At 57.9% G+C, this 11,503-nt stretch carries 11 protein-coding genes; 7 read left to right on the forward strand and 4 right to left on the reverse strand.

What is annotated here, in order from left to right; genetic code table 11:
- Positions 1–181 precede the first annotated feature (181 nt).
- Complete coding sequence (locus V6S97_RS01830; protein ID WP_111780868.1) at positions 182–1,018, reverse strand: EamA family transporter; 837 nt, start codon at positions 1,016–1,018, stop codon at positions 182–184.
- Positions 1,019–1,912: 894 nt separating this feature from the next.
- Between V6S97_RS01830 and V6S97_RS01835 the strand changes: the two genes are divergently transcribed.
- The 4 genes from V6S97_RS01835 to V6S97_RS01850 all read left to right on the forward strand — a co-directional run bounded on the left by V6S97_RS01835 (position 1,913) and on the right by V6S97_RS01850 (position 4,996).
- On the forward strand, positions 1,913–2,347 hold the full coding sequence (locus tag V6S97_RS01835) for a CoA-binding protein (protein WP_003502339.1): 435 nt from the start codon (positions 1,913–1,915) through the stop codon (positions 2,345–2,347).
- Between the two features lie 73 nt (positions 2,348–2,420).
- A complete protein-coding gene (locus V6S97_RS01840) occupies positions 2,421–3,704 on the forward strand; it encodes an O-acetylhomoserine aminocarboxypropyltransferase (RefSeq protein ID WP_060726151.1) in 1,284 nt (427 codons plus the stop codon).
- 269 nt (positions 3,705–3,973) lie between these two features.
- On the forward strand, positions 3,974–4,486 hold the full coding sequence (locus tag V6S97_RS01845) for a hypothetical protein (RefSeq protein ID WP_060726152.1): 513 nt from the start codon (positions 3,974–3,976) through the stop codon (positions 4,484–4,486).
- Positions 4,487–4,654: 168 nt separating this feature from the next.
- Positions 4,655–4,996 (forward strand): cupin domain-containing protein, encoded by a 342-nt coding sequence (locus tag V6S97_RS01850; protein ID WP_003502345.1) that lies wholly within the window; start codon positions 4,655–4,657, stop codon positions 4,994–4,996.
- A 20-nt stretch (positions 4,997–5,016) separates the two neighbouring features.
- Here V6S97_RS01850 and V6S97_RS01855 read toward each other — a convergent pair whose 3' ends face one another.
- The gene (locus V6S97_RS01855; RefSeq protein ID WP_060724092.1) at positions 5,017–5,331 is read right to left on the reverse strand and encodes an ArsR/SmtB family transcription factor; all 315 of its coding nucleotides are present in this window, start codon (positions 5,329–5,331) and stop codon (positions 5,017–5,019) included.
- A gap of 89 nt (positions 5,332–5,420) precedes the next feature.
- Between V6S97_RS01855 and V6S97_RS01860 the strand changes: the two genes are divergently transcribed.
- Positions 5,421–6,191, forward strand: coding sequence for an SDR family NAD(P)-dependent oxidoreductase (locus tag V6S97_RS01860; protein WP_162266694.1), 771 nt, complete (start codon positions 5,421–5,423; stop codon positions 6,189–6,191).
- Positions 6,192–6,211: 20 nt separating this feature from the next.
- Here the strand turns inward: V6S97_RS01860 and V6S97_RS01865 are convergent, their stop codons facing one another.
- Both V6S97_RS01865 and V6S97_RS01870 read right to left on the reverse strand, forming a co-directional pair.
- Positions 6,212–7,465 carry a cytochrome P450 gene (locus V6S97_RS01865; RefSeq protein WP_334425989.1) on the reverse strand — a complete coding sequence of 418 codons (1,254 nt, stop codon included), beginning with the start codon at positions 7,463–7,465 and terminating at the stop codon, positions 6,212–6,214.
- A gap of 72 nt (positions 7,466–7,537) precedes the next feature.
- On the reverse strand, positions 7,538–8,785 hold the full coding sequence (locus tag V6S97_RS01870; RefSeq protein WP_334425990.1) for a GGDEF domain-containing protein: 1,248 nt from the start codon (positions 8,783–8,785) through the stop codon (positions 7,538–7,540).
- Positions 8,786–9,237: 452 nt separating this feature from the next.
- Between V6S97_RS01870 and clpP the strand changes: the two genes are divergently transcribed.
- Positions 9,238–9,870: an ATP-dependent Clp endopeptidase proteolytic subunit ClpP gene (gene clpP / locus V6S97_RS01875; RefSeq protein WP_003502355.1), complete on the forward strand. Its 633-nt coding sequence runs from the start codon at positions 9,238–9,240 to the stop codon at positions 9,868–9,870.
- 293 nt (positions 9,871–10,163) lie between these two features.
- Entirely contained in the window at positions 10,164–11,441 is a 1,278-nt protein-coding gene (gene clpX, locus V6S97_RS01880) for an ATP-dependent Clp protease ATP-binding subunit ClpX (protein WP_003496489.1), read from the forward strand.
- Positions 11,442–11,503: the final 62 nt, after the last annotated feature.

Below are 11,503 nucleotides of genomic sequence, written 5' to 3' on the forward strand. Positions count from 1 at the left end.
TTTGGTTGCCATCAAGGACAACCGCAAATGACCCTATTCCGGCTGGAATCCGATCTGGCGCGCTTATACGGTGCGCGAGCGAAAGCGTCAATATGACGGATTTTGGAGGTCGTAAAAATAATATAGTAAAAACAATGACTTGATAATGGGGTATTATTTTACCTCACCAAACGAACCCGTTTTACCCCAGTCGCATCACCAGAACGCCCGCTGCAATGATGCCTCCGGCAAGATAACGCCAGATGCTGGCGCGTTCTTTGAGGATCACCACGGAGATTACCAGCGCGAAAAGAATGGAGGTTTCCCGCAGCGCCGCGACGACGGCGACGGGCGCCTTGGTCATGGCATAAAGCGCAAGTCCGTAGGACAGAATGGAGCCGCCGCCGCCGATCAGGCCGCGCCACCAGTTGCGTCGGACATGCTGAACGACAGGGCTGACGCCGCGCTGGAAAAAGGCAAAACCGAAAAGCAGCACCGGCGGCAGAAGCGACATCCACAGCGTATAGGAGATGGCGTTGCCGGAAAGTCTTGCGCCCACACCGTCGACGAAGGTGTAGGACGCGATCACGAAGGCGTTGAGCAGCGCGACTAGAATAGCCTTTCCGCCGCCACGCCTTGCCTCGAATACGAGTGTCAGGATGCCGCCGGAGATGATCGCGATCCCGGCAAGGGCCAGCGGGCTCAAAACCTCGCTCAGGAACAGGCTGCTCGTCGCCGCGACGATCAAGGGAGCCACACCGCGCATGACGGGATAAACAAGGCCGATATCGCCGATCGTATAGGCGGCGGCGACAAGGCGGAAATAGGCGAATTGCAGAACGGCCGAAGCGATCAGGAAGGGAATGGCGACCGGCGTGGGGAAGGGCAGGAAAGGCAGAAACGGCAGTGAACAGGCCGCAGCTCCCGCCGCAATCAGTGAGGCGTCCAGTGATTTGTCGGATCCGGATTTGACCAGCGCATTCCATCCGGCATGCAGCATCGCGCCCAGGAGCACCAGAAGAAGAATGTCAAATGTCACAATAGAGACTCGCTCGCGGGCTACTTTGGGCAACCTACAGCATTGGCCTGAAAACCGGAATCGATTTTCGGTGAGGGCGACGCGCCCCTGCGAATTGTTCGAGTGAGCGTTTTGCGCCGGTGGAACCGCCCACAAACGACATGTGCCAGCGGCTGATATTGCAACACGCGTAAAATTCTTGCTTTGTGCATGTCAGGCGCGCGCGGAATGATTTTGCTCCGGCGCGATATGGTATTCTGCTCAGGATTTCATCCGTCAGATGGTGGCATGAGCGCTGGGCGCACAGCTTGTGGTTTCGATTCGGAGCGTGTTTTGGCCCATAATACTACCTGTCTTGTCAAATAGCTCCGCTGGGTGCTTCGGTCGGAAGGTGTATCAATTGGATGAGATGCGCATGAAAATAAATTTCATATCTGCTATGAACGGCTTACTATAACGTTGCAGATTTGTTTATAGATTGATTTACAGAATAACTTTCTGAAAATTAGATAGCTCTAATTCACCTGCGAACGGAATGAAAACAAACAGGAGACGAAGGGCGCATAACTTGCACGCTAATGTTGTTTGGGCCGCTTTTGTGCCGGTTTGCGCCATTTTGAAAACTGGACAAATTAGTCAATACAACCGGGATTCTGGTATTTTGGTGAAATCATTTTGCGTGGACGAAAACGTGCCACTGCGCCACGATAGGTCTGTCGTGGTAGCGATTTTCGGCCGGGCAGGGGTTCAAGACAGCAGGGAAGCTTCCTAGATGGGAAGGGCAGGCGCATTCGGCAGTGTCAGGAATGCGTCGGTGGAATTATGCAGACGAGGCTATGCTCGCGCAGCTTTCAAATGGCGCATCTGCATTGGTATTCTTCAAACCATGTGACGTTCCAAGAGGGATAAGTTGACATGCAGCATGATAGTTACGAGCCCGACTACCTCAGGAGAATTCTGACTGACGTCAAAACCATCGCGCTGCTCGGCGCTTCGCCCAACCCGGACAGGCCGAGCCACGGCGTCATGCGCTTCCTGCTGTCCAAGGGTTACCGCGTGTTTCCGGTCAATCCCGGCCAGGCAGGCAAGGAGATATTGGGACAGAAGGTCTACGCCAGGCTCGCCGATGTTCCCGAGCCGGTGGACATGATCGATGTTTTTCGCGCGCCGGAATACTTATCGGCAATCGTCGAAGAGGCGATATTGCTGCCCGAGCGACCATCGGTGATCTGGGGCCAGCTTTCCGTTCGCGATGACAATGCCGCCGCCAAGGCGGAAGCCTATGGCATAGAGGTTGTGATGGACCGTTGCCCTGCAATTGAGTATCCGCGTCTCAATATTGTGCGATAGTTGGTACGGATCGGACTTATCATTTGGCCGCAAGGCATTATGATCCCTTCAAAATTCCATTGGAGGAAACATTATGCCGAGCAGCAACCCCGGGTTTTCAACGCTGGCCGTCCACGCGGGCGCACAACCTGATCCGACCACCGGCGCACGTGCGACACCCATTTATCAGACGACGGCCTTTGCTTTCCGCGACGCCGATCACGCCGCCGCCCTGTTCGGATTGAAAGAGTTCGGCAATATCTACACGCGAATCATGAACCCCACCCAGGCTGTTCTGGAAGAGCGCGTGGCGGCGCTGGAAGGCGGCACGGCGGCGCTTGCCGTGGCGTCCGGCCATGCCGCGCAATTGTTGGTCTTCCATACGCTCCTGCAGCCCGGCGACAATTTCGTCGCCGCTCGTCAGCTTTATGGCGGCTCGATCAACCAGTTTGGTCACGCCTTCAAGGGCTTCGACTGGCAGGTGCGCTGGGCTGACGCCACCGATCCGGCCAGCTTCGAGGCGCAGATCGACGACCGCACACGCGCCGTCTTCATCGAAAGCCTTGCCAATCCCGGCGGTACTTTCGTGGATATAGCCGCGATTGCCGATGTCGCCCACCGGCACGGCCTGCCGCTGATAGTCGACAACACCATGGCGAGCCCCTATCTGCTGCGGCCGCTGGAACACGGCGCTGACATCGTACTGCATTCGCTGACGAAATTCCTTGGGGGGCACGGCAATTCCATGGGCGGCATCATCGTTGACGGCGGGACCTTCGACTGGTCGGCGACGGATAGATATCCGGCGCTGTCGCAGCCCCGGCCGGAGTATTCCGGCGTCGTGCTGCACCAGACCTTCGGCAATTTCGCCTTCGCCATCGCTTGCCGCGTTCTGGGATTGCGTGACCTCGGACCGGCCATTTCGCCCTTCAACGCCTTCCTCATCCTGACGGGCATCGAGACACTGCCGCTGCGCGTTCAGCGCCATTCCGACAATGCGCTCGCCGTCGCCAAATGGCTGAAGGCGCATCCCAAGGTCAGCTGGGTGCATTATGCCGGGCTGGAGGACAGCGACAACTACGCCCTCCAGCAGCGATATTCGCCAAAGGGCGCAGGCTCCGTCTTCACTTTCGGCGTCAAGGGTGGTTATGCGGCCGGCAAGGCGCTGGTGGAAGGGCTGCAGCTCTTCTCCCATCTCGCCAATATCGGCGACACGCGCTCCCTCGTCATCCACCCGGCCTCCACCACGCATGCGCAATTGACACCGGAACAGCAGACGGCCGCCGGTGCAGGGCCGGATGTGGTTCGCCTGTCGATCGGCATCGAGGACGTCAAGGACATCATCGCCGATCTCGAACAATCGCTTTCCAAGCTGTGACGTGGTTGGTCACGCGAGTTTGGTACTCGTGTGACTCCCCTTCGAATTTCCTGCGGTGATATTCCCGTTCATTGCGCGGGTGAAATCAGCGGAAAACTGAGGTTGTCACCTCGGTTTGTGGATAAACCTTTGGTGTCAGTGCCGGAAGGCAGTTGGTGAGCCAGGCGGACGATTGGCGCGCCGCTTCCGTTCATCGGTTACCATCTTACTCAAAGCATCGAATCTGCCTAGAACAGGCCCTTGCACTCCCATTGCGAAAGATAGGCCATATGAAAAACCGAACCGGAATGCTCCGCATCGTCACCCTTCTCCTTGCGATCGGGGTCGCGGGTATGGCTGATATACCTGTCGTCGCTTCGATTTCGCCGGCAAAGGCGGAGGCGGAATATTTCCCGACTCAGAAGGATTTTGTCGGAAAGTGGAAACTCAGCGGTGCGACCAGCCGCCCGCCGCGCGATATGAAGACCGCGCCCACCGCCCAGCAGGAAGCGGATGCGACACTGTTCCAGGAGACGGTAACGACATTTTACTCGGCGTTCGACTATCTGGAGATCACGGCGGACGGTCGTTATAATTTCCATCAGGCCGGTGATCCCTCGGGTTCATGTGTCTGGTGCGGAACATGGTCTTTCAACAAGAGTTCGCTTTGGCTGAAGCTGGATACGGCGCCCAGGCTCGATATTTATGCGAAGGACGGCGATATACAGATGACCTACACCGCCGAACCCGACAAGAAGTCGAAATATACCTGGCTGGTTTTTGGCTGGACGAGGATGGAGTGAACGGCATCTTCTCCCGCTGCAAGGCCGCAACGGGAAACGGGGCAACGAGCAAGCGTTCGCTGCCCATGAAATCAATTTTAAGTTGTATTTGAAGTTGAAGACGTTTGACGAAGCGCTCACAAATGAGCAAAGCTATTTTACCAACCACATTTGATGGATCCGGATGTCATGGCGAATTTTCTGTCCTTTGATGATGTTACCGAGGTGGAGCATGGCGCGCCTGCGCCGGAAAGGCTGATCTCCGGCGATCCGAGATTCACCACATGGAATATCGAGGAGGCTCCCGGCGGCATCTATGCCGGCATCTGGCAGTCCACCCCCGGCAAATGGCGGGTTGTTTATGACGAATGGGAATATTTCAACATTCTCGAAGGTCATTCCATCCTGACCGAAGATGGCGGTGCGCCGCGCGATCTGAAACCCGGTGACCGCGTTATCCTGCGTCCGGGCTTTGCCGGCACGTGGGAGGTCGTGGAAACGACGCGCAAGGATTACGTCATCCGGCTGTGAGGCCGGATGCGGTTTGGTGCTTACTGCTCATCGAATTTGAGAATCGATGGAAGGAGTCCGGGAAAGCGGGCTTCCATGTCCTCAATGCGCACAACGCTGATATTTTCGACGCCCTGTTTATGGGTGCGGATCAATCCTGCCTCACGCAGGATTCGCATATGGCTGGACAGGGTGGAGCGCGGCATATCCTGACAGGGGGCTGCCGCACCGCAATTTTGCCCGGTCTCCGACACCCATAATTTGCGGATGATGCCCATGCGCGCGGGCTCGCCAAGGGCGGACAGCACGGCGGTAAGCGATATGTCCTCGCGAGCGGGATGAAAAAACTGAACCATGGACCGCCTGTAGCATATGGATTGACAAGCTTCAATATTTCAATAAAACCGAAATACCGAATTATGGTAATTCGGAAATTACGATATTCATGGAGTTTGCAATGTCTGGACTATTCAGCGGACAGGTGGTCGTCGTCACGGGCGGATCGACAGGCATCGGCTTTTCAGTCGCCAGGTTGTTTCTGGAGGGCGGCGCCTCTGCGGTCTATGTGACGGGCCGCAATTCAGCCAATCTCGATGCCGCCGTCGCCAAGCTCGGGGAGCGGGCAATCGGCTTCGTTTCCGATGTTGCCAAGCTTTCGGATCTGGAACAGCTCAAGGCCCGCATAGAAGCCGACGGGCGAAAGGTGGATGTGCTGGTCGCCAATGCCGGCATCGCCGAAAACAACGATCTTGGTGCAACCCATGAGGCGCTTTACGACCGGATTTTTGACATCAACGTGAAGGGCGTGTTTTACACGGTGCAGACGTTGTTGCCGGTGCTGAAGGACGGCGGTTCGATCGTATTGACGGGGTCGATCGTCGGCAACAAGGGCATGGAAAAACTGAGCGCTTACAATGCTTCGAAAGCGGCAGTTCGCTCATTCGCCCGCAGTTTTGCCAATGATCTGAAAGCGCGGGAAATCCGCGTCAATACGGTGAGCCCGGGCGTTACCCGCACGCCGATCATGGAAAATGGCCTGAAGATGGACGATGAGAAGATCGCCGGTTTCAAGGTCTATCTGAAGGATGCGGCACCGATCGGCCGTATGGCCGACCCCGACGAAATCGCCGAGGCGGTGTTGTTTCTGGCATCTTCCAAGGCCAGCTATATCACCGGCGTCGAGCTCTCGGTTGATGGCGGTCTGGCCCAGATTTAAGGCCGAATCCTCCCTCTGCCTTACCAGCTGAGATCGAGCCGCTCCAGGCCATGGAAATGATAGACATCCTTGACCTTGGGCGGCTCGGCAATCTTCAGGCCCGGCAGGCGTTTGAAAAGCAGGGGCAGGGCGAGATTAAGCTCCAGCCGTGCAAGCGGCGCGCCGATGCAGAAATGGATGCCGGCGCCGAAAGAGACGTTGGCGCCCTCGTTCCGGTCCGGCTGGAAGGTCAGCGGATTGGAAAATTTTGCCGGGTCGAGATTGGCGGCTGCCAGGATAAGGCTGACCTTGTCGCCGCGCTTGAATGCGACGCCGTCGATTTCGACCGGTTCCAGAACCCAGCGCTGGAAAATATGAACCGGGGCGCAGATGCGCAGGGTTTCTTCCACCGTGCGTTCCGTGGCGGCCTCGTCGTGGAACAGGGTCTCCGGAGAAATGCCGCTTTCCAGAATGATGCGCACGGAATTGCCGATCTGGTGCACGGTCGCCTCGTGCCCGGCATTCAGCAGCACGATGGTGGTGGAGATGAGCTCGTCGTCGGTCAGGTATTGGCCCTTGTGCTCCGTATGGATCATGTGGCTCAGCAGGTCATCCTTCGGCTCCGCCCGCCGCTCGGCGATCACGCTGCGCACATAGTCTGAAAATTCATGCGCGGCCCTGTCGGCCAGAAGCTCGTCCTCGGGCGTGCGCTTGAACATGTACATGCCGACATAGGCATGCGACCATTTCAGAAGCTGCGGCCCCATCTCTTCGGGAATGCCGATCATGCGGGCGATCATCGTCACCGGGATGATATCGGCATAAGAGGAGAGCAGCTCGGTTTCGCCCTTGCTCTCGAAGGCATCGATCAGGCGGTTGGCGAGTTCCTCGATTTCCGGTTTCATCTTGTCGACATGCCGGGAAACGAAGGCGCGGTTGATGAGCGTGCGCAGCCGCGTGTGTTCCGGCGGCTCCAGCTCCAGAAGCGAATGCTGCTCGGCGGCGTCGAAATGCTTCACATGTTCCAGCGGTTGCGGCAGGCCGATTTCCTCGCGGCTAGCCACATGCAGGATCTGCCGTCCGAAGCGGCGGTCGCGCAGAAGTGCGCTGACATGGTCGTAACCGGTGAAGAACCATTGCCGCTGCTCCTCCCAGTAAAAGGTGGGACATTGCGCATGCAGGGCGGCATAAACCGGGTTCGGATCGTTGTAGAAGGCCGGGTCGCGGGCGTCGAGTGAAACGCGGCGGGTGGCGGGATCGATTTTGAGAAAGGGAAATGTCGCTGTCATGCCCATGGTTTATTCCGCGCGTGGCGCTTTGGGAAGGGAGGGGAACTCCCCTCCGTCTGTCACTGGATGGTTACATCGTCATCGACTGGCGATGGCGGATATCCGGTTCAGCGCCGCAACCTGGCGGTCGGCATTGTTGTCCATCGGGTTTTCGTCGCGGTCCGAGGCGGGCACGACGACATTGGCCGAATTGACGTGGATGACGGTCCGGTTGCGCCCGGCCTTCTTGGCGGCATAGAGCGCACGGTCGGCTTCCGTCATCATGGTGTTGAGGTCGGCATCCCTGATCATGGCTTCGGCGATGCCGACGCTGGTGGTCACCTCGATGCTTTCACCACGCGAACTGATCTTCGACAGGCGCAGATTGCTGCGGATGGCTTCCGCAAGCGTCGCTGTGCTGGAAGGGCTTTCGACTTCGGCGACCAGCGCGAATTCCTCGCCTCCCATTCTGACGAAAAGGCCGCGATCGCCGATCACACGCTGGGCGATATTGCAGAAATGCACGAGGACCGCATCGCCGGACTGATGGCCGTATCTGTCGTTGATCTTCTTGAAATGGTCGATGTCGAACAGCACCAGCGCCACATAACGGCTGGAGGCCGGCGACCTTTTCTTGATGCGCTCGAACTCCTCCAGCAGACCGCGCCGGTTGAGAACGCCGGTCAGATGATCGGTCATGGCGAGGCGGTGGAGACGAATCTCCGTGTCTTCCATGATGATCTTGGCGCTTATCATGATGATCGCCGTGAAGCCGAGCATGCCGGAAATGGAGAGCGCCGATGTCATGGGAATGGCATTGGGGATTGCGGCATTGGCCGGGATGACGATGGATGCGACGATCGCTCCGGCAAAAGCCTGCAGGATCAGGATCGTGGCCAGAACCTTTCGGCTGCGAGATGCGCGCGCCCTGCTGGCCAGAAGCACGCCCGCGAGCATTAAATAGCCCGTGGCCGCGCTGGCATGATAAAGCAGGATGCGGGCGACCATGTCTTCGCGCACGGGCGGCACGAACATTCCGGCGATCCACAGCAGGGCCGGAATAGCAACCCAGCCGCCGAGTTTGCGCTGCTCGAAGCAGAGCAGGCCAGCCAGCCAGAAACCGAAGGCGGAAAGCGCCAGCATGTTGCCGACCTGAATGGACAGAAAACTGGAAATATCGCCGCGAAACGCCACCATGACAGTGCCGATGCCTGTGGCGAGGAAACCGGCGGCGAAATAGAGATTATGCCGGCGGGAAGGGCGGTGCAGCCACAGCGTTCCCAAAAGCACGGCAAGGGTGAACGTTTCCGCCGCCCATAGTAGCGTGCTCGTCTTTGCATCCAGCATTGCAAAATCCTATCTGCGCCATCATGCGGTAAAAGCGGGCCCTCTCGCACAAGGTGCGTTATGCCCGCTGGAATTGTTGAGCTGCCATTTCGCCCGGATGGGCCCATTCCCCAACGGGAACCGGAAATTCGCTGGCCAGTATCAGCAGCAAATACTAACGAGTTCTTGCCGGTGAGAAGTTATATCTGTGCATGGCGGGCGATTTTTGCCCCCGTCGCGCGCCATAGTAAAAAATTGGTGGCGGTGAGGGAAAGACGCCCGGCCGGCCCCGCCCGGTTCGAAACCCTTGCCAAGCCGGGGCCCGGCGGCCTGCAAACGCTGTTGAGCCGTTAAGGATATGCGGCTTCGTGTCTTGAAGTACGGGGCAGGGACACTCTATGTAGGGAGTATGAAGGTTAGAAGTGATTCCGGAGCGGTTTTCCGCGAAGGGCAGAGTTTGACAAAGGACGGACATGAAAAATCCAGTTGATACCGCCATGGCTCTGGTGCCGATGGTCGTAGAGCAGACCAATCGCGGCGAACGCTCCTACGACATATTTTCCCGTCTTCTCAAGGAACGCATCATTTTCCTCACCGGCCCGGTGGAAGACCAGATGGCGTCGCTCGTCTGCGCGCAGCTGCTTTTCCTCGAGGCTGAAAACCCGAAGAAGGAAATCGCGCTCTACATCAATTCGCCGGGTGGCGTCGTGACCGCCGGCATGGCGATCTACGATACGATGCAGTTCATCCGCCCTGCGGTTTCCACGCTCTGCGTCGGTCAGGCCGCGTCCATGGGCTCGCTGCTTCTGGCTGCCGGTGAAAAGGGAATGCGTTTCGCCACCCCGAACGCCCGCATCATGGTTCACCAGCCGTCCGGCGGTTTCCAGGGCCAGGCATCGGATATCGAGCGCCACGCCCGTGACATCATCAAGATGAAGCGTCGCCTGAATGAAGTCTACGTGAAGCATACTGGCCGCACGCTCGAAGAGGTTGAAAAAACCCTTGATCGCGACCATTTCATGGATGCAGACGAGGCGAAGGAATGGGGCGTGATCGACAAGATCCTGACCTCGCGCCAGGAAATCGAAGGCGCCGCCGCGAATTGAGGCGCGCCGCTTTTTGACGTTTGTTTGAACCCGCAAAAGTAATTTCGGGGCTTTCAACCGCAACAGAAAGCGATATTAGTATATATAAAGGCTATGTTGAATTTTTATGACGTGGCCTTTGGTTTGATGGGGAATTCGTTGCAGCCGGTTGTCAGCTCATGTATCTGATACCGGTTAGTACCCCGGGAAACGAGGCGGATACGGCGATGCACCCCAAGGGCTGCCGTATCGGCGGGCGGTAAGTTGACCGCGATCCGTTTGGCGGACCTGCGGCGTGCTGGAAGGAAAGAGATATGAGCAAAGTCAGCGGCAGCAACGGCGGCGACTCTAAGAATACACTCTATTGTTCATTCTGCGGCAAGAGCCAGCACGAAGTCCGGAAACTCATTGCCGGACCGACGGTATTCATCTGCGATGAATGCGTCGAATTGTGCATGGACATCATCCGTGAAGAGAACAAGACGTCGATGGTGAAGTCGCGCGAGGGTGTTCCCACCCCGCAGGACATCATCAAGATTCTCGACGAATATGTCATCGGCCAGAAGCAGGCGAAGAAAATCCTGTCGGTGGCCGTTCACAACCACTACAAGCGCCTCGCGCACGCCTCCAAGAACGGCGATGTCGAGCTTGCGAAGTCGAACATCATGCTCGTCGGTCCGACGGGTTGCGGCAAGACCTATCTTGCCCAGACGCTCGCCCGCATCATCGACGTTCCCTTCACCATGGCGGACGCAACGACGCTGACCGAAGCCGGTTATGTCGGCGAGGACGTGGAAAACATCATCCTGAAGCTGTTGCAGTCTGCGGATTACAACGTCGAACGCGCCCAGCGCGGCATCGTCTATATCGACGAAGTCGACAAGATTTCCCGCAAGTCTGACAACCCGTCCATCACGCGCGACGTGTCGGGCGAGGGCGTTCAGCAGGCGCTTCTGAAGATCATGGAAGGCACGGTCGCTTCCGTTCCGCCGCAGGGCGGCCGCAAGCATCCGCAGCAGGAATTCCTGCAGGTGGATACGACCAACATCCTGTTCATCTGCGGCGGCGCGTTTGCCGGCCTCGACAAGATCATCTCGGCCCGTGGTGAAAAGACCTCGATCGGCTTTGGTGCGACCGTCAAGGCGGAAGACGATCGCCGCGTTGGCGAGGTTCTGCGCGAACTGGAGCCCGAAGACCTGGTGAAGTTCGGCCTCATCCCGGAATTCATCGGCCGTCTGCCGGTTCTGGCGACGCTGGAGGACCTCGACGAGGATGCGCTGATCCAGATCCTGTCCGAGCCGAAGAACGCGCTGGTCAAGCAGTATCAGCGTCTGTTCGAGATGGAAGACGTGGAACTGACCTTCCACGAGGACGCTCTGCGCGAAATCGCCCGCAAGGCGATCACCCGCAAGACCGGCGCCCGCGGCCTGCGCTCGATCATGGAGAAGATCCTGCTGGATACCATGTTCGAACTGCCGACGCTGGAAGGCGTACGCGAAGTGGTCATTTCCAACGACGTCGTCAGCGGCGTCGCCCGTCCGCTCTACATCTATGCGGATCGTCAGGAAGAAAAGACCAACGTTTCGGCCTGATCGACCGGTCCGGTACTTTGATGAAATCAAAAGGCCCGCATCCCGTGCGGGCCTTTTCTGTT

It is taken from the genome of Agrobacterium sp. CCNWLW155 (genome assembly GCF_036888815.1).
In the GTDB taxonomy this organism is placed as follows: Bacteria; Pseudomonadota; Alphaproteobacteria; order Rhizobiales; family Rhizobiaceae; genus Agrobacterium; species Agrobacterium radiobacter.

Excerpts from the sequence above, each read along its gene's own strand:
- V6S97_RS01835 (WP_003502339.1), top strand. The coding sequence starts at position 1,913 with ATGCAGCATGATAGTTACGAGCCCGACTACCTCAGGAGAATTCTGACT.
- V6S97_RS01840 (WP_060726151.1), top strand. The coding sequence starts at position 2,421 with ATGCCGAGCAGCAACCCCGGGTTTTCAACGCTGGCCGTCCACGCGGGC.
- V6S97_RS01845 (WP_060726152.1), top strand. The coding sequence starts at position 3,974 with ATGAAAAACCGAACCGGAATGCTCCGCATCGTCACCCTTCTCCTTGCG.
- V6S97_RS01850 (WP_003502345.1), top strand. The coding sequence starts at position 4,655 with ATGGCGAATTTTCTGTCCTTTGATGATGTTACCGAGGTGGAGCATGGC.
- V6S97_RS01855 (WP_060724092.1), bottom strand. The coding sequence starts at position 5,331 with ATGGTTCAGTTTTTTCATCCCGCTCGCGAGGACATATCGCTTACCGCC.
- V6S97_RS01860 (WP_162266694.1), top strand. The coding sequence starts at position 5,421 with ATGGAGTTTGCAATGTCTGGACTATTCAGCGGACAGGTGGTCGTCGTC.
- V6S97_RS01865 (WP_334425989.1), bottom strand. The coding sequence starts at position 7,465 with ATGGGCATGACAGCGACATTTCCCTTTCTCAAAATCGATCCCGCCACC.
- V6S97_RS01870 (WP_334425990.1), bottom strand. The coding sequence starts at position 8,785 with ATGCTGGATGCAAAGACGAGCACGCTACTATGGGCGGCGGAAACGTTC.
- clpP (WP_003502355.1), top strand. The coding sequence starts at position 9,238 with ATGAAAAATCCAGTTGATACCGCCATGGCTCTGGTGCCGATGGTCGTA.
- clpX (WP_003496489.1), top strand. The coding sequence starts at position 10,164 with ATGAGCAAAGTCAGCGGCAGCAACGGCGGCGACTCTAAGAATACACTC.